The organism is Streptomyces sp. NPDC058145, from assembly GCF_042884245.1.
Taxonomy (GTDB): Bacteria; Actinomycetota; Actinomycetes; order Streptomycetales; family Streptomycetaceae; genus Streptomyces.
Map to the genome: position 1 here is coordinate 909,279 of NZ_JBHVUH010000001.1, position 21,029 is coordinate 930,307.

Genomic DNA, 21,029 nt, shown 5'->3' on the forward strand with positions numbered 1-21,029 from the left:
GAAAGATGTCAGCTTCGCTCTCGTTGGTCAAGCCAACCTGGCACGTCGTGCTGCCGTGGCTGGATCAGCTGGGGCCTGAGCAGTTGCTCGCACTTCAGAGCGTGGGAGGGCCAGCGCAATGGTGGCTGCACGAGACACCGGAAGAGACAAGTGCCCGCCGACCGTACATGGACGATGTCTTCGACCTGCTCGCCTCCTTCCTGGGCTGGGCCAGTGGGCCCGAGCTGGACACACGGCCCTTGCACCTGCTGCTTCCGTCGCTGCCTCAGCAGATGTCGACAGCTGAGCTGGAACTGGAACCGACTGCACTGGAGGTCTTGCAAGCCGTAGGCGGCAGGACCCTGGCTGACGTCGCTCGTCTGACGCCGTCGAAATTTGCCTGCCTTGCGAAGGTCCGTACAGAAACGAAGCGCGACATCCTCGCGGTTCTCGTGCGTGCTGCAGCCCTGTTTCCGCAGCCGGAGCCGTCGCTGGACGAGACTGCGAACGTGCCCTCGTTGTCGTCCGTGTACACGGAGCCGGATAGCCCCGACCATGCGGTCCAAGGATGGTTCATTTCTCTCGATGCCCGCCAGCAGGACCTGATCACCCAGCACGTGTGTGCATCGGACCCGATGCCGCTCGACGAACTGGCCGCCCGCTACCGCACCATGCGGTCATGGATGACACGGCTGCTGGAGGAGCTGCCCCAGCAATTGCAAAGCGCGGCACTGACGTCCCCCAACCTCGCTCGCGCATTGCAGCTATTTGAGTCCGCAACTCAGACTCCCGTCACTCGCTCGGACCTGATGGATTGCCATCCCTGGCTCGCCGAACGCTTGCCGGGCAGCGAGCTGCGAGTGCTTGAGCTCCTACTCGCCTTCCACTGGTCGGGAAGCACCGACGGGGACTGGTTGTTCAGCGGTTCGCTGGCGCACGCCCGCAAACTGACCCGCAGCGCGCTCGACCTGGCCCCGGGGGAGGCCGTGTCGCTACCCAGTGCCATGCGGCTGCTGAAGGACACCGGCCGTCCCCTTAAAGCCACCGAGCAGTGGCTTCACTATTGTGGCTTGCATATCGTCGGGGGCCGGCAGGTTGAACTCGCAGTCGACCAGCGGCCTCGCGGTGATGCAACGATGGATGGCGACTACGAACTGACGCCACCGCGTCCTGTCGCTCACCCCGACGACTCAGGTGCAGCTACAGCTGCGTCCTCTTCCACTTCCCTGACGTGCGCAGAGGTTGATCCGGGATGGGTACCAGTGTCGGCGCCGCGGTTGGAGGAGGTATTCGAACAACTCCGCGTTTACGCCTGCGCGCAGCACCCAGGCGAACAGCTGACCGACCTGCTACGGAACAGCGAAGAACTACCTGAACCGCTCAGGACGCTGGTGGCACGCGCCCTCGGTGCGATTGCCACCCCTGATGGCTGGCAGGTGCCCGATGACGCTCCGGGGCCCGCCACCGACGACGACGCAGCCCTGTCCGGCGAGGAGAGTGCCGCATCTGGCACTGCGCGGCGCGCACGGCTCGCCGACCGCGCCCTGGCCGTACTAGAGGAGCTCGGGCACCCTCTGAACTGGCCGTTCCTGGTCGACCGCATAGGGCCGGACGTGAATGCCCGCTCCTTGAAAGCCCAGCTGTCTAAGGACGACCGGTTCGTGCGCACTGACGTGAACTCCTGGGCGCTCGCCCAGTGGGGACTACGCCCCTATACCAGCATCAAGGAGCTGATCGCCCAGGAAGTGGACCGGGCCGGCGGTTCAATCCCCACCGACGAGCTGGTCGCTCTGTTGACCCGCGAGTTCACCATCGCCGCCGCCAGCGTTCGTGTGTCCGCCTCGTCGCCGCCGTTCACCGCACGCAACGGGGTGGTCCGCCGGCTCAGCGACGTCGGCAGCGAACAGGGCAGCGAGCAGCCTCCGACCGATGTCACCCGTCCCGACGACGACGGGCCGTCCACCGACGACCTGATCAATCTCATGGGGCTGTGATGACCCGGCACCATGACGGGCTGCGCGCCGCCGATCTGCACGCCGACTACCGCAGCGACCGCTGCGACATCGTCGGCGACTTCTACCTCCCCGCCCTGGACGCTGCCGCCTCCTACGATCGCGCCGTCGGATACTTCAGTGCCTCCGTGCTGGCCGTCCTCGGCCAGGGACTCAACGATTTCGCCGCCAGCGGCGGCACGATGCGAATCATCGCCTCACCGCAGCTCACCGCCGACGACGTGGAGCAGATCCGCGCTGGATACGAGCTGCGTGCTGTGCTAGAGCAGGCGGCCATGCGCGACATGGAGCAGGCGGCCCAGGACCCGCGCGCAGCAAGCGGGCTGGACCAGCTAGGGCTGCTCATTGCCGACGGCCGCCTCGACATCAAACTCGCCTACATCAGCTCCCACGACCGCATCGGGATCTACCACGAGAAGATCGGCATCTTCCGCGACGGCCAGGACATGGTCGCCTTCAAAGGCAGTGCGAACGAGACGATGCCGGGACTGGTCGGCAACTTCGAATCCATCGAGGTATTTCGCACCTGGGAGCCGAATGACCGCAGCCGGGCCGCACGCATCAGCCAGGACTTCGAAGACCTCTGGGAAGACCGCACCGACCTGCTGCGGGTGATCGACTTCACTGCCGCTGCCCACACGGTCATCCAGCGCTGCGCCCAGCCCACCACGCGCGACACCAAACTGCCGCCGCTGGACGGTGCCCTGATCACCCTGCCACGCCCGGAGACCTCCGGACGGCTAACGATCCCTGGCGAACTGGCCGTCCGTGACTACCAAAAACGAGCCGTCGAACGCTGGTTCGCGGCGGACGGCCGCGGCATTCTGCGTATGGCCACCGGCACGGGTAAAACCCTGACCGCCCTGTCGGCCGCAGCCCAGCTCACCCGCCTGCTGCACAAACGCGACCAATCACTGCTGACCGTCGTCATCGCCCCCTACCAGCACCTGGTCGATCAATGGTGCAAGGACATCGCTTGGTTCGGCGTGCAGCCCTTGCGCGCCTACGAATCCACCAGGAGCTGGTACGGCAAAGCCTCCTCGCTTCTGGATGCCCTGGCCCTGGGCAGCGCCCAGGGCGGAGTCCTGGTCACCACCAACGCCACCTTTGCCGCCGACCCGATGCAGTCGATCTTGGCCCGCCACCGTGGCCACCTCCTAGTCATCGCGGACGAGTGCCACAACCTCGGCGCCAAACGTCTGCGCCAGAAGCTGCCTACATCCGCCGCCTACCGGCTGGGTCTGTCGGCCACGCCAGAACGCTGGTTCGATGACCAGGGCACCGCAGCACTAACGGACTACTTCGGCGAGGTCGTCTTCGAGATGGGCATCGGCGACGCCATCCGTGAAGGCGCTCTGTGCCGCTACACCTACACACCCGTCCTAGTCGAACTGGACGACGAGGAGGGTTACCTCTATGCCGAGGTGACCGAAAAGATCGCCAAAATCATTGCGGCCGAGGGCCTGTCCCCCGATACGGACGACGACAGCCCCCTGGGCCAGCTACTGCGAAGGCGCTCCAACATCCTCGGACACGCCCACGCCAAACTGCCCGCCCTGCGCCGCGAGATCAATGCACGGCGCAACGACTGGTACCAGCTGCTGTACTGCGCCGAAGGCCGCCACCCCCTGTCCAACGAGGACGGTGACCCTCACGAGCCGACCCAGCTGCAGCAGGCACTGGCCTTGGTCGGCACCGAGCTGCGCATGCCCGCAGCCCCCTACACCGCCGAGACCAAGCGCCAGGAACGCCAGCACTTGCTGCGCCAATTCGCCACCGGTACCCAGCTGCAGGTACTGCTGTCGATGAAGTGCCTCGACGAGGGCGTGGACGTGCCGGCCGCGCGCACCGCTTACCTCCTTGCGAGCTCCTCCAACCCGCGCCAGTTCATTCAGCGCCGCGGGCGCGTCCTGCGTAAGGCACCGGGCAAGGAACGCGCGGACATCGTCGATTTCATCGTCGTCCCCCCCAGCGGTGCCAGCGATCTGCAGCACGAGACCGAGCGACGCATGGTGGCACGCGAGCTGGCACGGGTGACGGAGTTCGCCCGGCTTGCCGACAACGAGGCGCACACCCTCGACATCTTGCGCCCGCTGCGCCTGCGCTACGGGCTTATGGACACCTGACAGCACGTGCACGACCGACAGACAGCCTGACGTGTGGAGAAAGACCATGGGGACGACGGAAAGCCTGAAAGACATCATGGACGACCTGTCGCCGGAGGCCAGGAAGCTGGTGGCGAAGGTGTGGCAGCTCGAGCGTGAGCACCTGCATGTGAAGAATCCGACCCTGCTCACGGACGAGATCGTCCGCGCCACCAAGGAGCTGGCTAAATGAGACTGCTCAAGCTCACGTTGGACAATTTCCGCGTCTTCTACGGGACCCAGCAGCTTGATCTCGAGGTCACTCCAGACAAGCCGGCCATCCTCATCTTCGGCATGAACGGCGCGGGGAAGACGACCCTGCTGAACGCGTTCACGTGGGCGTTGTACGGCGCCTTCTCCGACGACGTCGAGCACCAGGAACGCGTGATCAACGATCACGCGTGGACGCAGACCCCCTTCGGCGGCGTCGTCAGCGCCTCGGTGAAGGTCGAGTTCGAGCATGAGGGACTGCTGTTCACGGTGCTGCGTACGGTCACAACGACGAAGAACGCCGAAGAACAGGTCGCATTGGCGCCGAAGCTCATCGTTACTGAGTCCGAGCGCGGCGTCAGCACCACCGTCACCAATGGCCAGGACCGCATACAAAAGATTCTTCCCGAGGGTTTGCGGCAGTTCTTCTTCTTTAACGGTGAGCGCATGGAGCGCATGTTCACCGGCGACCGCACGGACGAGGTCAAGCAGGCGATCAAGACCCTGATGGGGCTGGAGGAGATTGAGCGGGCCATCGCGACCCACCTGCCGAGTGCGTCGCGCAAGCTCAGCCGGCAGATTGGGAGCAGCGGCGACGGGCGCCTGCAGGCGCTGATGGCCGAGCAGGAACGGCTGGAGCAGCACAAGCTCGACGTTCACAAACAGCTGCTGCAGCTCTCTGAGACCGCTGGTGGTTATGAGCGTGAAGTCGAGGCGGCCAACCAGGCGCTCCTCGCTAACGGCAAGGCTGCGCCGCTGCAGCGTCAGCGCGCCAAGCTGAAAGTGCGTCTGGACGAGCTGGTGACCAAGCGGGCCGAACGTCAGGAGAAAAAGCGCGAGCTGCTCGCCCGGAGCAGCTTCCTTGCCTTCACCGGCGGTATCGACAACCAGGTTCTCGACCTCGCAGAAGGGATGCGCAAGCGCCGCGAGCTGCCCGCCGGCATCCAGCGCGACTACATCGACGGCCTGCTCGAAGACGGCTTGTGCATGTGCGGGCGCGACCTGCCCGAGGGCTCCCAGGCGCGGATGGCGCTGGAGGAACGCCGTTACAACGCCGGGCTCGCCGATGTCGAGACCCGCTGGATGTATCTGCGTGGTAAGGCAGCCGACCTGACTTTGGCGCGGGCGGACCTGCTGGCGAAGTTGCGGGAGTGCGTCGCCGACGTCGAGGAGATCGAGTCCTCGATCCGGCAGATCGATGCCGAAGAGAGCGACATCGCACGCGAACTGGAGGGCGTCGATGTGATGGACGTCCAGCGTCTGGAGGAGCGGCGTAAGGAGTTCGACCGCAAGCGCCTGGATGCCTTGCAGCAGCACCGGGAGGCGCAGTCCCAGCTGACTGAGCTGGACGAGCAGATCGAGAAGGTCAAGCGTCAGTTCCACTCCGCGCGGGTGCAAGACGAGGAGTCCAAGCGCATACAGCGGCAGGTGGCCCTGGTCGACGAGGTTCTCAGCGCTTTCCAGCGGATCCTGGCGGTCAAGACCGAGGAGGTCCGCCAGCAGCTCGACCAGAAGGTAAAGAGCGTCTTCGGGCGGATCTGCATCAAGCCCTTCACCCCCAACCTCACCCCCGCCTTCGCGTTGGAACTGGTTAACCACTCCGCCGGAGTCGCCGCCGCCCGCAGCACCGGCGAGAACCAGATCCTGGGTCTGTCATTCGTGGGAGCTGTCTCTGAACTGGCCAAGGAGACACACGACCGCAAGCAGAAGACACCCGACGCCGTCCTGGGAGGCGGGGGCGTCTATCCGGTCGTCATGGACGCCCCGTTCGGAAACCTCGACGTCGCCTACCAGAACGACATCGCCGAATCTCTCCCCAAACTCACCTCGCAGATCGTCACCCTGTTGTCGAAGTCGCAGTCCCGCGGCATGGTGCTGGACCACCTTGGAGGGGCGGCATCCCGCATGTACGTGCTGCGCTCCTACATCACCAACACCGACGCTGACGAGGACACCATCACTATCCAGGGCCGTGCCTACCCTTACGTCTCTCACGGCGAGTTCAATCACACCGTCTTGGAAGAGGTGACCGTCTGATGGCCGTCGAGATCCGCTTTCGCCGCCCGGCCGAACATGAACAGCTGTTGTCCCTCCTCACCGGCAAGGACGGCCCCTTCCGCGCCAACTACGAGGCACTGCTGTTTGCCGCCTCCTTGGGCCGTCGAAAGGAACGCCGCGTCCCTTTCGAGAAGTCTGGGGAGGGGATCCGCTATGCGCTGGTGGAAAACCGTGAATACGGCGATGTGCTCATCGACCTGATCGCAGCAGCCGAAGTGCCCGAAGACGCAAAGATCCTCGCTGACGACCGGCTCGCCGAGCGGCTGAGGATCTTCGAGGAGTACGCCAACGGCGGCCTGCACTGCCTCCAGGCAGAAATCAACACCCGAGGCAGTCGGGACCTCGTCGCCATTGTCAGCTCGCTCGTGCTCGATGCGCTCACCCCGACCGCAGACACCACCGAAGACCCCGCCGTCAAGGACATGCTGGACGCCTTGGAGTGGTAGCACGACCCATCCTCCAGGCCTGACAAAGCTGCAAAGCCTCGCACCGCGCCACCAACGGGTGCGAGGCAGCGCGCCGCAGCAGGTGGCCTCCACGGCGCCCACACCATCGAACGTACGAGATGCGGAACCTCACGTGACTGGCCTGATCGAACCCAAGCCGCCATGGCACCACGTCCTCGCCGACCTGTTGCCGGCTCTCCGCTTCGGTGACCCGCACCAGCTGGGGCTCGTGCTGAGCGACGCCCGACTGCCCGGCAACTGGTGGAACGACACGCCGCTGCGCGACGCCATTGCCACCATCAGCGCATCAGAGGTCGCGCAACGAGCTGCACACGCGGTCTCAGCCCACTGGCCGCACCTGACGCTCGCCACGGCCCTGCCTCAGCTGTGCTTTTGTCCAGAAGGCCAGCAGACGGACCTGACCACCAGCATCGCCCAGGTCGCCAGCGAGGAGACCCTCCCGCAGCTCGTCCTGCCCTTGCTGCGTCCCTTCCTCACTGGCGGACGTGACCTGACGAAACTCGTTACAGCCGCATCGGTCACCGCGGCCGAGCCCGACCGGGACGTCGCAGCCGTCGCAGCCTGGCTGGAGCGTCTGCTCTCCGCCGATGTGCCTCCCGCCATCCGCACTGCCGCAGAGACCCTGTGCGCATGGGCCGAGCACCCCGGGCACGACAGCAACCCCCCCATCACCCGTCCTTCAGCTCGGCCGGCCATTGCGACGCCCGAGACACCCGCCGTCTCTGTTGGCACCGCGGTGGCCGCCCTGGCAGCACAACCGCTCGACGCACTCGCTCCTCTTATCAGCACCTGGGGCGAACGACAGCTCGCCATCGCAGCAGGTCGCACTTTCGGCCAGATCCGTACCTCGCTGGAAAGCCTGGGCGAGCAATTCGGAGTCAGCCGGGAACGAGCACGGCAGATACAGGTCGAGCTGGAGAAGAATCTCCAGCAGTGGCTGCATTCCGACGCTGGCCAGCCCTTCCTCAGCCACCTCCTCGCCGTCCAAGACCACCTTGGGCCGGTGGCCACCGAAGAGAGCCTTCTCGCCCTGCACCCCGCGCATGCACAGCCCGTTGACGCTCTTGGCCTCCCGCTGTGGCAGGTCATCGCCTCACTACTGCCTGACCGCACCTGGAGGGGTGGCTGGCTGGTGCAAGGCGATCTCGACCAGCGCCTCGAACGGACACGCAGCGAGCTCGCAGCACGCTGCGCCACCTCCGTGCCCCCCTGGTCCGACGTCGTGGAGCTGCTGGCCCAGCAAGGCATCCGCGACACCGACGCTGACGCCTGGTTGCAAGAGATCAAGGGCTTCCGCCTCATCGACGGGCACGTGCTGCCCTGGGGCCGCTCAATCAGTGACCGGGCCGAAGCCGTCCTGGCACTGGTTGGGCATCCCCTGTCGATGGAAGACCTCCTCAGCCGCCTGGACGGCAACACGGCGCTTGCCAGCCTGCGCAATCAGATCCAAGCCGACGACCGCTTCCTGCGACGCGACCGCGACCTGTATGGCCTGCGCCGATGGGGTGGCACCCCCTACCTCGGCATCCGGGAAATGATCAACCGCGAACTCGAAAGCTGCGGTGGCGAGGCCCAGACCGAGGAGATCGTCACCTCGCTCTGCTCGCAGTTCGACGTGTCAGAGAAGTCGGTTCGTGCCTACCTCGCTGCCCCGGAATACGACCGCTTCCAGCGAGGCTGGGTCCGTCTGACAGCCCCCGACGATCCGGCACTCACTGACTACCAGCCACGCCGTGACGTGGCGCAGACTCGGCGCTGCTTCCAGACCGGCCAAGGCACCTGGTGGTACCGCCTGGACGTCAACGGTGAACACATGCGCGGCTCCGGCTTCACCGTCCCCGCCGGGTTCGCCGCTCACCTCGGCCTCGCCCCTGGCGGCCGACTGGAACTGTCTCACGAAGTCGGCACCACCCACCTCGTATGGCGCAACCAGCCTGCCTGCGGCTCCCTGCGCACCCTGCTCGAACACATCAAGGCAGGGGAGGGGGACCATGTGTTCCTGGCGGCCAAGGACGGCCACCTCAAAGCACTGCGCCTGGCTGAGAAGGACGAACACGAGCTCACCGACACCCAGCGGGCCCTGCGGCTGATGGCCTTGTCCGGCCAGATCCTCGAGAAGGACATGCCGCCCGTCCTGGGCCGGCGTATCGGTCTCAACGACGCCACGACGATGGACGACATCCTCACCCATCTGCGTACACGGGGCGATAAGGACATTCTCGAGCTACTCAGCCCGCAATACCCCAGCGCTCTCGACGGCGCCAACCCTGTGACAGCGTCCGATCAGTCCGTCACGCCCGCCCCGAAACCCGCCGGCGCCCCAACCCTCGAGTCCGCCGATTCGCCCGATGCGCAGGTCGCTGGCGATCCCGCAGCTGGAGCCCGCCAACCTGTGACGCTGCGGGACCCTGCCTGGGACGAAGAGATCATCCCTCTGCTCGACCGAGACAGCGAAGCGGACCTGATCGACGTCGCCCGCGCAGTCGCCGCCCAGGGCAAGACAGCACCCGTCTTCGGCTACGAACTCGGCGATGGCGGATGGCAAGCCGACTTTGCGTGGGACCAGGACAGCACCAAGGTCGCCATCGTCTCCTGCGCGGCGCACGCGGGCCCGAGCCCGGATACCCAGCGCCGCGACAGCGCCTATCAAGCAGCTGGCTGGACCATCCGCAGTGCCACCGACTGGCTCACCCGCCTCGACGAACTACTGGCCTTGCTCCCCGACGCACCCGCTGGCAGCTGAAACAGTCCCAGGTAGATCCCTCCACCATCCGGAAGACGCCCTCAGATGACCGTCCGCCTCAGCCTGTACCAGAAGGCCGAACACGAGCTCTACAAACTCGACCGCTCGGTGAAGGCCAAGTTCTACGACTTCTCCCACCGCTTCCGGGAGAACCCGCACGGCAACGGCCTGCAACTCAAGTCCCTCAAGGGCGACTCGCACATCTTCTCCGCGCGCATCGACGACTCCTACCGTGCCCTGCTCACCCGCACAGGGGCCGACGAGAACGGCGACGAGAACTGGCTGATCATCGCGGTTCGGCACCGCCGGGACGTCTACGAACAGCTCTCCGTCGCCATCAACCGGGTCTCCGGAGAGATCGAGTTCGTCGACCTGTCGGTCGTCGGGGAAAGCGCCCTGCGCCGCGCCGGCATCCAGCTCGTTGCCGCTGAACCGGACACCGCCGGTACAGAAGAAACCGAACCCCCCACACTGCCTGGACCGGTTGTCCCCGAGGACGGCGAATCGGCTGCCGCGGTGCCTCCCTTGCTGGCCGCCCATCCCCCCCAGCTGCTGAGGGAACTCGGCGTTGCCGAATCCCTTATCGACGTCGCGCTCACCCTCACCGACACCGCCGACCTCGATCGCCTGGTAGCCGGAGCACCGCTGCTTTCCCAGGACATCCTGTATGGCCTGGCCGCGGGGATGAGCCCCGAGGAGGTACGCGCCGAGATCACCGACGCAGTCGCGTCATCGGAGCACATCGACCTCGCCGACTTCGGAGCCGCCCTGGCTCGCACCACCGTCACCACCGTCGACGACGCATTGAAGAACGTTTTGGAAGCAGGGGACTTCCAGGCCTGGAAGGTCTTCCTGCACCCCACCCAGGCGCGCCTGGTGAACCGCGACTACAACGGCCCTGCCCGGGTCTCCGGCGGTCCCGGTACGGGCAAGACCATCGTGGCCTTGCACCGCATCCACCACCTTCTGCAGCAGCTCAAGCCCGGCCGGGACAAGCCGATCCTGCTGACCACCTTCACCAAGAACCTCGCCGCCGACCTGCGCGCCCGTCTCAGCGACCTCGTCGGCGATCCCGCTCTCCTGGCCCGCGTCGACATCACCCACATCGATGAACTCGCCTACAAGGTCATCACCGAGAACGCGCTCAGTGGCCGCAGCAAGCGCCGCATCGACGACCGCACGGCCCTGAACGAACTACGCGCGGTCCTGAACGAGCTTGGTCAGCAGCGTTCTTGGGAGCCGGAGTTCCTCCTCGAGGAGTGGGAACAGGTCGTCCTCGGTCAGTCCGTGACCACCAGGGCCGCCTACTTCCAAACCCGCCGAGCCGGGCGCGGGCACCCACTCACGCGTCCCGAACGTGCCGCCATCTGGAACGTCCTCGACCGCTTTACGGCCAGCCTCGACAACAAGGGTGTCGAGACCTGGGGCCAAGCCGCTGAACGCGCCGCCCGCTACGAGATAGAACGCGCCGCCCGCATCCAAGCTCGCCAGGCGTACAAGGACCAGGTCGGTGGCCGCGACTTGATCCACCGCGACGCCGAGGCATCACCGCTCGACCTCAAACACCGCTACCGGCACGTCGTCGTGGACGAAGCACAAGACCTGCGCGCCGCGCACTGGAAAATGCTTCGGGCGATGGTCGCCCCTGGCGACAACGATATGTTCATCGCCGGCGACACCCACCAGCGCGTCTACGACAATCACGTCTCCCTCGGCTCCCTCGGTATCAACGTCCGAGGTCGCTCCGCGCGCCTTTCCCTGAGCTACCGCACCACCAAGGAAATCCTCGCCCAGGCCCTGTCGGTGATGTCCGGCGAGACCTACGACGACCTCGACGAGGGAACCGACACCCTCGCCGGCTACCGCTCCGTACTCCACGGCCCCGTCCCCGAGCTACACGGCTACACCACCTGGGAGGACGAACTCGACGGCCTCGCCGCCACACTGCGCACCTGGCGCGACGAACTCGCCGCCCACGACGACGCCACCGAGCGCGGCACGCGCGGTCTCATCGGGGTAGCAGTCCCCGACCGCGACAAGGTCAGCCAGGTCATCTACCACCTCGCCACCAAAGCCGGCCTCGGCTACGCCCAGCTGACCTCCGACGGCCCCCGCGGCGACGGCGCCATCCACGTCGGCACCATGCCCCGCTTCAAGGGACTGGAATACCAGCGCCTCGTCATCGTCGGCGCCAACGACCGGCTCGTGCCAAGGATGGAGGCCATCGACCGGTACCGCACCGAAGACCCCGCGCGCTACCGCCGGGAGCTGCGCAAAGCCCGCTCGATGCTCTTCGTCGCCGCGACCCGGGCCCGGGACGCCCTCACTATCACGTGGCACGGCACTCCCAGTCCGTTCCTGGCCAAAACGCCGACTGAACTTATCGCACCTTGATCACCAGGTGATCTCGAGAGGTGGTGGAGGGCAACACCCTGGCCATAGCCGCATGGGAGGAACCCGTCGAGATTGACGAATTACTGCGGACCGTCGGGTTGAAGGTGGGCGGTACGCGCGCGGCTTAAGAGTTCCCAACTGTCGTTCCATGCGGCTCGGTCGGAGGTCGGGAAAGAATCAGGAGGAGCTGGACGTACGACGGCGAGATCTACGGAGAGCGCGGACTGAAGGTACGGCCTCTGGGCAACATGCGTGCTGCCCAGAGGCCCTGGCGTTGACCCGCATCCTGCGCGAGCACATCAAGGCCGAAAACCTAAAGCCCTGCTGGACCAGGGCCAGAAGGGCGGGATGCTCGAAGCTCGGTCATCCGCCGGCATGGAGGGCTGCCCAGCGCTGAAGTGCTCTCTCCTGAGGAATTCATGTCGCCGGGAAGCGAGTGTGCGACGTGCGGCACCCCTGCCTGACCAACTGACTGTGACGGTGGTGCCTTGCCGGCAGCTGGCAAGCGGCTTCGGGGTGGACCGTGGCGGCCTCGGGCATGCGCCGACCAACGCCAATGAGCACAAGGGAAGGACCTGACGTCATGACTGACCGGCGAGGAGTGGTGGTCAAGCGCGCGGAAGACTTGTCGCCCGGCGTGCCCTACGCCCGCGGCTGGAACCGGGCACGGCGAAGTGCCGGCACTCTGGCCGATCAGCTGGTGCTGCTTGGGTTGGACTCCGACTTCCCCGGCCTGGTGGCCGACGTGAACGTCTTCGGTGACGGGTTGGTGCAGCTCGGCACCGTTAGCCCTGACGCGGCCGAACTGCTGGCGCAGCTGATCACGGCGGGATTCGCAGGGGAGCTGCGCGGCACGATGGCTGAACCGCCCATGACCACCCAGCGGGAAGCGCCTGCTGCCTGAACTGCTCCTCGGCCGCCGGTTGGGCGTTATCCGAGCACAGTCCGCAATCAGACGACGTGGCCTCTCGCAACAGCGTGCCCTGGCACTGGCGCAGGGGGCTCTTCGCTGCCCGGATGCTCTCCGCTGCGTTCCTCGGCCTGCCGATCGGCCGGGACCCGGCGCCCCAGCGCCGCAGCCCGGACGAAGCGGCAGGCCGATAGGTGACATCAGCTTGGGAAGCTTGGGTCTTCTGGGTGCGATCACTGGACTGACCTGCGGAGAAGCGGCGTTGAACCCCTGGCCGTGCCTGTGATCAGTCTCCACTGTTCCCCGTGGTTCCCCGCAGGATCTGGCACGCGAATGGCACGGGCTCTTCGCCCCGAACGTCCATGGCGAAACTGGGTCCCGGAGCGTCTGAGCCTCAGCCGATGACAGTCAGCCACGATGGCGGGTCAGCCGACCGCGCAGGCGCGCGTGTGCCTCGCTGTACCCCTGCCGACCTCAGTCACGTTGTCGGCTGTCGACCAGAGCAAGACCCGACGGCGGACGCGATGGGTTGCACCTTGCGTGACGACCTCGCACTAGTGAGTCTTGCGTGGCTGCAAATGTCACAAACCGTGTGGAACTGCTAGCGGGGCCCGTCATGCTGAGTGAGGCCGGGACGTCATTCCTGTGCGGAGGTAGTCAACTCCATCATTGCCTGATAGTAGGTCTCGCCGTCAATCTCGCCGTCCTGATACTGGCGCATCAGCTCGTCGACTTTGGCTTTTAGTTCTGCCCGGTCCATCTTTGTCTCCCGATATGTTGGATTCAGCGGCGTCCTCAGTCAGACAACTCGCCTTCGACGTGGCCGCCCGGCTTGGTGGCGTTGGAGCTTAGATCGGCGTGGACTCGGGGCTATGAGTCCATTTCGTCCTCGGCCTCGCACCAATGATCTCCGCCGTGCTCGGGCTCCAGGCGGCAGCGCACCCCTCCCAATTTGCGTCGGCCGTACGGGAAGTACAGGGCGTCGCACCAATTGTCCGAATCGACCACGTGCATTTCCTCCTCTCGCTGGCGCCTGATGGACGCCGTCATCCTGCTCACCATCTGAAGAGTGTGTGTCATCCGTCCGCCGAGTACGGCGTCGAAGTCGGTCGGGAGGTCAAGAGATCTGATCCTTCTTCACGATCATTCCACAGTCGGGGCAATTCAGTTGGTTGGTCGTGTACGGCGGGAGCGTGCACGGGGCTTCGTCCCAGATGGTGGACACGGGTTTGTGCGGTTATGCGGCGAGTGTCATGGCAGCCGATTGGCGTTGCTCGTAGGCTACGGGCTGGGCTGGCTGTTAATGAGTCATGAAGCTTGAACAGAAGCGCCCGCAGGGCTTCGGCGTAGTCAGCCCTGATCCGATTTGTGACGGCACGTTGACCGGTGGGCGTCCCGGAGGCAGGACAGGTACGGATTTCCAAGATCATGGAGTTGTCTACGCCCCGTGACCTGCCTGGAAGACCGTGCCTGCCGACGCATCATTGCCGATTCCGCCCGCCCTTGACCAGCTCCACGAACAGACCGGCGTCGGGCCCGGGGAGGTGGCGGGCCTGCTAGAACGGCTGGCCGAGGTGCCGGACCCACGGGACCGTCGCGGTGTGCGGCACGCGTTGGCCGTTGTCCTCGCCCTGGCCGCGTGCGCGGTGCTGGCGGGGGCGACTTCGCTGCTGGCGGTCGGCGAGTGGATCGCGGACGCGCCGCCCCTGGTGCTGGAACGGCTCGGTGTGCGCCCCGATCCGGTGCTGCCCAGGCGGCTGGTGCCGGCCGAGACGACGGTGCGCCGCCTGCTCGCGTGCGTCGACGGCGACGCCCTGGACCGGGCGGTGGGCGGCTGGCTCGCCGACCGCTGCCCCGTCGGCTCCGGGTTGCGAGGACTGTCCGTGGACGGCAAGTCCCTGCGCGGCGCGGCCAGGGCGAGGGGACGGAAGATCCACCTTCTTGCGGCGGTGGAGCACAACACCGGCCTGGTCCTGGCCCAGCTCGACGTCGGCGAGAAGACCGGCGAGACCACCTGCTTCCAGCCGCTGCTGGACACCGTCGCCGACCTGGCCGGGACGGTCGTCACCAGCGACGCACTGCATACCCAGCGCGAGCACGCCGGCTACCTTCTGGGCCGCCGGGCCCACTACATCGCGATCGTCAAGGGCAATCAGAAGAAACTGCGCAAGCATCTGAAGTCCCTCCCCTGGAAGGGCATCCCGCTCCAGGGGAGCACGCGCGGCAGCGGCTACGGCCGCGCGGAGATCCGTCGAATCAAGATCGCCACCGTGAACAACCTGCCCTTTCCCGGTGCCTGCCAGGCCGTCCAGATCAAGCGTCACCGCACCGACCGCAAGACCGGCAAGACCACCATCACCACCGTCTACGCGGTGACCAGCCTGACCGCCGAGCAGGCCGCCCCCGCCCGGCTCGCACAGCTGGTCCGGGACCACTGGAAGATCGAGGCCCTGCACCACGTCCGCGACACCACCTTCGCCGAGGACGCCTCCCAACTGCGGACAGGCAATGCACCCCGGGCGATGGCGACCTGGCGCAATCTCGCCATCGGCGCCATGCGGCTGGGCGGCGTCAAGAGCATCGCCGCCGGCCTCCGCCGCAACGCACGCAACGCCTGCCGACCCCTCGCGTTCCTCGGCCTCCCATGATCACAAACCGGATGTCATCCAGTCTTTGCCGAAGCCCGGGTACGACGGCTGAGGTTCATCTACTCTGTCGTCATGGCATGCACGGTATGTGGACTCGGTGGGCATAACAATCGCACATGTCAGGGTGAACACCCCACGTGTCCGAACTGTGGTAAGCCAACAGCCAACATGAGCGACTACTCTGAGCGACACGACAGCGATTACTGCTCTCCGTTTACCTCCTCCGATTGCTGGGGTGACGCGCGGTGACAGCGCTTGTCTGTACAGGGTGTGACGATCCCGTCGAGAATGCGACTGACTGGGACGACGAGTCTCAGATGTGCAGCGCTTGTTATGAAGTCAGCGGCGGCCCCACGTACTGCTGCGGCGTTATGTACGACGATGGCGAAGACACCTGTAGGAGTTGCGGAGACCCGCTTTAAGAGACCGTTGTGCTCCAACGTTGCGTCGCGGGCCTGCGATGCAACGCCCGCGATCCCCGATGGCCCCTCGCACTCCTCGGCCTCGGTGATCACAAACCGGACGCAACGTGACTACGCCGAGGCACTGGAAGCGCCCGTGGGCCGCGAACCATCATCGGGCCGGCGCGGCCTCCGCACGTGGCGAGTGCACCTGGGGGCACCGTGCCCCAACCCAGCGGCGTGGAGTGTGAGGGTACCGGAGCCAGGGGCGAAAGCTGGTGGGCTGCCTGCGCCGAACATGGTGATGCATCAGCTGTGTTGTCCACCGAATCCGGAACCGATTAGTCCGCAGCTCCGGAGGGCGCTGCAGTCCTCGACGTACGTGCAGGTCACGCGCGCTTAGCCGGGCAAGTGGCCCTTCCATGTCCAAAGATGGTCCACGGACTGCGGCTATCCGCGGCGCCCGCACCCTTGTGATCGTCAGACGGCCCCATCAGCAAGTGGGTGAGCGGAGACGCCGTCCGCGTCTGCAGTGATAGACAGCACAGGCTGGTTGGAGCGGACCGGGACGTTGAGGTAACCGATCCCGGCAGCCACGATCCACTCGGCGGCCGTGGGGTCGAGTTTCCACGGGCTTTCCAGCAGCGTGGCACGCAGGACGTAGTGGTCCTGCACGGTGAGCGGCTCGGCGCCCAGCCTCTCCCTCCGTTCACCGTTGGGACCCCAGTGAGAGTCGGTCGCATCGCCAAGGACGCGAATGAAGTGTTCGACGCGGTCGGGCCATGTCGGATGTGCCCACCATCGGGAGCAGGCCAGGGCACCGTGGCAGGCAGTGCAGAGCAGGCCGAATCGGACGCCCTTTTCCTCCATCTGTCCGACAAAGCCGCCGAGGACCCGGTCCGCATGGTCCTCGTACTCTTCCAAGTCTTCCACGGAGCCGGCCAACTCTCCGAGAGTCATACCGGTGGGGAGCCTGCGCTCAGCATTCGTCAGCCATCGGAAGAGACGGCCGGCAAGGACGTCCACATCCTCGACATCGATCTTTGCCAGCGCGGTGCTGCTCGCTGAAGTGATTCCGGACTCGATGCACCACCCCTGCAGGCGTCGGCGTATGGCATCTGTGGTGTAGCTGTTGATGCGCATCATGTCGCCGTCCGACAGTCGACCTTCGGCGTGCCAGTTTTCGATGCAACTATTCCGCCAAGCGCCGTTAGTGACGCCGATCGCCACGAGGTCCAACAGTGTGGGCAGGTGGCTGGGTTCCACGCCGGCCTTGTCACGAAGGGTCTCTTCCATGACCCCGTCGGTCATCATGGCCTGCGCTTCTTCAATCACGCGCTGCAATTCGGGGGACCAGCCGTCGTCGTTGGTCATACCGGGCGGCCTCTCGTGTGTTGTCGGGTGTGTGCAGTCGAGGGTAAGCGTAAGGAGTGACAGGGACCGGCCGGCAAAGGTGCTTTGTGGCTCCCGTGCGGCGGGGGACAAGGTGCTTCCGGCCCGCGAAAACCTGCCTGGAACCATGAACAAGTTCTAGCGATGACCCCCTAGGCCTGCGTTGGGCAGCGTTCGCAGGGCCGATACCCGACGGCTTCGGCCTCACCGACTAGCGCCCAGCTTGAGTCCTCCAAGTGCCGGCCCTTGCCGCTAATGAGTCCGCATTCGGGGCCCGTGTGGTACGCCTCTCGGTGTCCCGGGAGGCTGGGCCGCAACAGCACAGCGGGACGTCCGCAGGAGCGGGCAATGATCTGTTCCTGCCGCTCCAGTACATGACGCCTCTGGGGCAGGGGATCAGGCACCAAGCGCAGCTTCATCCGCGCCTGTTCGATGAGTCGATCGCGTTCTTGCGCATCTACCTGACCTGCGGCCTTCTCCATCAGTGCGCAAGCGGCCGCTCGAAGAGTCTGAGCTGCCTCCATCCGCGCCCGTTCGTATGCTTCCTGCTCACGAGCCAACCTGCCTAGGTCTTCCTCCCACATGTACGCACCTGCGTCTTCTGCGTCGAGGGCGTCGTTGAACGAGAGTGTCGGTACGGTCACTGGTCCCCCCCAGTACTGAAGTCTGACTCGCCCCGCTATCGCAACAGGCTCGTGCGCGGCGGCTAGAAGCCTAGAACCGCGGCGTAGTTAGAGGCGCACTTTCCACGGAACTGACCATGGCTGACCCTTGCATCTGGCAGGGCTGTGGTGCGCCGTCTGTGGGATCCGCAGCTGGCAGCTCGGTTCTGGCTCAGGGCATGAACAGCCAGCGTTCGATCTCGTCGATGCCTATGCGGCGCCCGAACCGCCTGCCCTCCTCGTGAGCCCAGCGGTCCAGGAGTGTGCAGTAGCGGACGTAGGTGCTGGTGGGCCCCCGTTGTCCCCGAGCGAGTCCCACTCGCAGGTGTCCCTGAGCGTGGCGGCCACCTGGGAATCGAGGATCGCGCATGGGTGGTCGAGAGCGCCACGGCCGGCGAAATACAGGACTTTGGTCGAGAACGCCGGGCCTAGATACGCGATGGCGTTGCGGTCTCGCGGGCGCAGAGCTTCGTATGCCTGTGCCGGATCCTCGCGGGAGGCCTTTAAAGCCTGGCGCAGAGCCGCCGCGGCTGAGGACGGGCTATCCGCCACAGCTCGCATGCGCTTGCGATTGAGGCGGAGTTTCATGCCGCTACCCCAGGCGAGTACACGCCACAGAAAACGCAGCAGCTCCTCGTCGGAGTCAGTGTCGAGCTTGGCAGCATCCGCGAACAGGTCACTGCGACTGAGCTGGGTGACATCTGAACTGGCTATGGGCGCACCAGGCAAGCGAGCGGCGACTAGCTCGGTGTTCCACCAGGCAGTGGCCACGGGGATGGTGTGACTGTCGATCCGCTCCGACCGATGCCTGGCAGCAAGAGCCTCACGACAAGCGCGTGGCATCTGCAGGCGAGACAAGTCGGTGGGTGCCATAACCCAATCCTGCCCTGCGCGAAGGAGGAGGGACAACAACTCCGGTGCCCTTGCCGGGCGAGAACACGAACGAAGGTCCTCAGCTCGCCAGGCTGCACAGTGCTCGACGGCCTAAGTAGACACAGCTGCTCCGGAGGCCTATGCGCTCTGCAGGATCCCCGCAGGTCAGGAGCTCGCGGTGGCAGCCTATGTGCCCCCCGTCCACAGATGGTGCAGGACCCGCCGGATGAAGGGGGTTGCCCGTGGCAGGCGCGCCTGGGAGCGAGCGTCCAGAGGACGTCAGCGGGCTCTCCTGGCTGACGGGAGAGAGAAGCTGAATCAACATGGAGGTGATTCACAGTATGAGGAGAGTTGCCCGTCCAGTGTCCATACCGATATGTGGATCCCGTTTGTACGGGCTCCGTAGCGTTCGACTTCGGTCAGAATACTGAGGTCTCCGCAGCCAAGTTTTGAACGCGCTAAGTTGACGAGGGTTGACCCCGTTCCTGCCCCGTCGAGCATGGACTGAAGAAACGCCTTGTCCCAAACTACATTGTTCAAAACCCAGGGGGCGCGGCCGTCAATCGACATGCGGATAACGCTCGCCAAGCGCTCCGCGCACGTTCCACGAGCGGTTCCGTCTGCAACCTGCGCAATATGGTTGCCAGTCTCAATGACTGCCGTCACTGGAAGTACCAAATCGCATAGGGTGCGAATGCTTGCTAGCCGTGCCGCTACCTCATCGTGGTTCTGACTCTTATGAGGGACGCTTAGAAGGTTCAGTAGTACAGAGGTATCTACGAAGACTACAGGTCGCATTTTTTCGATCACCCGATACCAAGGAGCCGGTCGAAGTCAGTGAAATCACGCTCCATCCTTGGATTAATGGGCAACTCATCCCTCGTGACAACTTCCCCTAGTGGGCCCGTGGCCATCGCTGTGGCGTAGCCGTCCAGTTCGGTCAGTGGCAGCAGCTGGCTGCGTCCGTCGGTTCGGTTTCGGGAGCAGACAATTACTCCCTTGTGGTCCGCTCCCTCAAGCGCAGACAAGAGGGCTGGGCTATGCGTGGTGCACAGTACTTGTGTGTTGCTTTCCTCGCTGGCTTGCTTCACAAGCTGGAGCACCGTTGCGGCCTGTGACGGGTGGAGCCCGTTTTCCAGTTCCTCGATCACCAACATGAGGGTGCGAGCCGTCTCGGGATCGTCGTCGGGGCCTAGGTCTAGTCCAGAGCCTCCGCTTAGCACGGCTGTGCAGACGGCAAGAAAACGAAGCATGCCATCGCTCATTTCACGGGCGGGGGTCAATCCGGACCTACCCTCGTCAAGGGCAAGCATTACGTCACCCAAGTCAGAGTTGGTGACCATGAGCCTGTGGATGTCGTGGTCGGAGAGACCTTGCATGAGCTCCAGCAGGCGGCGGAAGCGGCGACGATCTTTTTGTCGGATATGCCCGACAGCTGCTGATAGGTTCTCGGCGGTCCGGCGGAGGTGATAGTCCCGTGCTGCAACGTACTGGCGCATGAGATGCGGGACGGGATCCAGCTGAAACACTCCACGCAGCACTGTCAGCAATTGCTCTGCTGCTGTGAGAGTTGCGCGCTCTCCCACGGTCGACCCCATGGCCCGCAGCGTGAGCTGGCCCGTGAGTAGCCGTGAGGAGCGAAACGGCTCATACGGACTGCGACCGCGTTTGCCGTTGTACCAACAAGCAAGGATGTCTCCCCGGATGTCGTCCGCTGGCGCGGTTTCGAGGAGTGTGCGCTGCTTCCTCCCCACTGGGCCAACCAGCGTCTCGCTGATGATCTGTACTTCCGGCCTCACCTGTACAACAACGTCCAGCCTTACGGGGCCATCCGGAGTCGCTACGGTGCAGCCGAGCGCGAAGAGATCCTCGCCGTGAGGTGCGCAGCCTTCAAGCCCGCCACGCACCGGATCCGCGTCTCGCCGGCGTCCTTCAAGCGCGTCTCGGATGTCCTCTCCGTGTGCCAGACGGGACAGCACCTCGATGCCGTCCAGAGCGTTGGACTTACCACTGCTATTGCGCCCGATCAGGACAGTTAGCGGGGCTAGGCGGAGTACCTGACCATGAAACGACTTGAAGGCAGTCAGGCGGACTTCCTCCAGGCTGAGCCCCTCGGTTCCGCTCATGTCTCCTGTC

12 protein-coding genes and 2 pseudogenes are annotated in these 21,029 nt (G+C 65.2%); 9 read left to right on the top strand and 5 right to left on the bottom strand.

Annotated features, from left to right (window positions below; genetic code table 11):
* Positions 1-5 precede the first annotated feature (5 nt).
* The 8 genes from ACFVVO_RS04210 (at position 6) to ACFVVO_RS04245 (ending at position 12,911) form a co-directional block, all read left to right on the top strand.
* Positions 6-1,973 (top strand): hypothetical protein, encoded by a 1,968-nt coding sequence (locus ACFVVO_RS04210; protein WP_390051514.1) that lies wholly within the window; start codon positions 6-8, stop codon positions 1,971-1,973.
* On the top strand, positions 1,973-4,117 hold the full coding sequence (locus tag ACFVVO_RS04215) for a DEAD/DEAH box helicase family protein (protein ID WP_390051515.1): 2,145 nt from the start codon (positions 1,973-1,975) through the stop codon (positions 4,115-4,117). The genes ACFVVO_RS04210 and ACFVVO_RS04215 overlap by 1 nt, the downstream gene beginning before the upstream one ends.
* A gap of 46 nt (positions 4,118-4,163) precedes the next feature.
* The gene (locus tag ACFVVO_RS04220; RefSeq protein WP_019524112.1) at positions 4,164-4,328 is read left to right on the top strand and encodes a hypothetical protein; all 165 of its coding nucleotides are present in this window, start codon (positions 4,164-4,166) and stop codon (positions 4,326-4,328) included.
* A complete protein-coding gene (locus ACFVVO_RS04225; RefSeq protein WP_390051516.1) occupies positions 4,325-6,382 on the top strand; it encodes an AAA family ATPase in 2,058 nt (685 codons plus the stop codon). Before ACFVVO_RS04220 ends, ACFVVO_RS04225 begins: the two co-directional genes overlap by 4 nt.
* The gene (locus tag ACFVVO_RS04230) at positions 6,382-6,849 is read left to right on the top strand and encodes a DNA phosphorothioation-associated protein 4 (protein WP_193473735.1); all 468 of its coding nucleotides are present in this window, start codon (positions 6,382-6,384) and stop codon (positions 6,847-6,849) included. The genes ACFVVO_RS04225 and ACFVVO_RS04230 overlap by 1 nt, the downstream gene beginning before the upstream one ends.
* Positions 6,850-6,982: 133 nt before the next feature.
* The gene (locus ACFVVO_RS04235) at positions 6,983-9,613 is read left to right on the top strand and encodes a hypothetical protein (RefSeq protein WP_390051518.1); all 2,631 of its coding nucleotides are present in this window, start codon (positions 6,983-6,985) and stop codon (positions 9,611-9,613) included.
* A 45-nt stretch (positions 9,614-9,658) separates the two neighbouring features.
* Complete coding sequence (locus tag ACFVVO_RS04240) at positions 9,659-12,007, top strand: UvrD-helicase domain-containing protein (protein ID WP_390051519.1); 2,349 nt, start codon at positions 9,659-9,661, stop codon at positions 12,005-12,007.
* A 583-nt stretch (positions 12,008-12,590) separates the two neighbouring features.
* Positions 12,591-12,911 carry a hypothetical protein gene (locus ACFVVO_RS04245; protein WP_390051521.1) on the top strand — a complete coding sequence of 107 codons (321 nt, stop codon included), beginning with the start codon at positions 12,591-12,593 and terminating at the stop codon, positions 12,909-12,911.
* A gap of 643 nt (positions 12,912-13,554) precedes the next feature.
* Here ACFVVO_RS04245 and ACFVVO_RS04250 read toward each other — a convergent pair.
* Positions 13,555-13,677 carry a hypothetical protein gene (locus tag ACFVVO_RS04250; protein WP_268894154.1) on the bottom strand — a complete coding sequence of 41 codons (123 nt, stop codon included), beginning with the start codon at positions 13,675-13,677 and terminating at the stop codon, positions 13,555-13,557.
* Between the two features lie 841 nt (positions 13,678-14,518).
* Here ACFVVO_RS04250 and ACFVVO_RS04255 point away from each other — a divergent pair.
* Positions 14,519-15,406, top strand: a pseudogene (locus ACFVVO_RS04255) (ISAs1 family transposase); the annotation flags it as partial.
* A 1,040-nt stretch (positions 15,407-16,446) separates the two neighbouring features.
* On the opposite strand, the gene ACFVVO_RS04260 reads toward ACFVVO_RS04255, so the two are convergent.
* The 4 genes and pseudogenes from ACFVVO_RS04260 to ACFVVO_RS04275 form a co-directional block, all read right to left on the bottom strand.
* Positions 16,447-17,340, bottom strand: coding sequence for a hypothetical protein (locus ACFVVO_RS04260; protein ID WP_390051523.1), 894 nt, complete (start codon positions 17,338-17,340; stop codon positions 16,447-16,449).
* An 852-nt stretch (positions 17,341-18,192) separates the two neighbouring features.
* Complete coding sequence (locus tag ACFVVO_RS04265) at positions 18,193-18,339, bottom strand: hypothetical protein (RefSeq protein ID WP_390051597.1); 147 nt, start codon at positions 18,337-18,339, stop codon at positions 18,193-18,195.
* A 38-nt stretch (positions 18,340-18,377) separates the two neighbouring features.
* Positions 18,378-18,893, bottom strand: a pseudogene (locus tag ACFVVO_RS04270) (hypothetical protein); the annotation flags it as partial.
* An 806-nt stretch (positions 18,894-19,699) separates the two neighbouring features.
* Complete coding sequence (locus tag ACFVVO_RS04275; protein WP_390051525.1) at positions 19,700-21,019, bottom strand: AAA family ATPase; 1,320 nt, start codon at positions 21,017-21,019, stop codon at positions 19,700-19,702.
* Positions 21,020-21,029 lie beyond the last annotated feature (10 nt).

Bases quoted from the DNA above. Each gene is read 5' to 3' on its own strand.
- ACFVVO_RS04210 (WP_390051514.1), top strand. From the start codon at position 6: ATGTCAGCTTCGCTCTCGTTGGTCAAGCCAACCTGGCACGTCGTGCTG.
- ACFVVO_RS04215 (WP_390051515.1), top strand. From the start codon at position 1,973: ATGACCCGGCACCATGACGGGCTGCGCGCCGCCGATCTGCACGCCGAC.
- ACFVVO_RS04220 (WP_019524112.1), top strand. From the start codon at position 4,164: ATGGGGACGACGGAAAGCCTGAAAGACATCATGGACGACCTGTCGCCG.
- ACFVVO_RS04225 (WP_390051516.1), top strand. From the start codon at position 4,325: ATGAGACTGCTCAAGCTCACGTTGGACAATTTCCGCGTCTTCTACGGG.
- ACFVVO_RS04230 (WP_193473735.1), top strand. From the start codon at position 6,382: ATGGCCGTCGAGATCCGCTTTCGCCGCCCGGCCGAACATGAACAGCTG.
- ACFVVO_RS04240 (WP_390051519.1), top strand. From the start codon at position 9,659: ATGACCGTCCGCCTCAGCCTGTACCAGAAGGCCGAACACGAGCTCTAC.
- ACFVVO_RS04245 (WP_390051521.1), top strand. From the start codon at position 12,591: ATGACTGACCGGCGAGGAGTGGTGGTCAAGCGCGCGGAAGACTTGTCG.
- ACFVVO_RS04250 (WP_268894154.1), bottom strand. From the start codon at position 13,677: ATGGACCGGGCAGAACTAAAAGCCAAAGTCGACGAGCTGATGCGCCAG.
- ACFVVO_RS04260 (WP_390051523.1), bottom strand. From the start codon at position 17,340: ATGACCAACGACGACGGCTGGTCCCCCGAATTGCAGCGCGTGATTGAA.
- ACFVVO_RS04275 (WP_390051525.1), bottom strand. From the start codon at position 21,019: ATGAGCGGAACCGAGGGGCTCAGCCTGGAGGAAGTCCGCCTGACTGCC.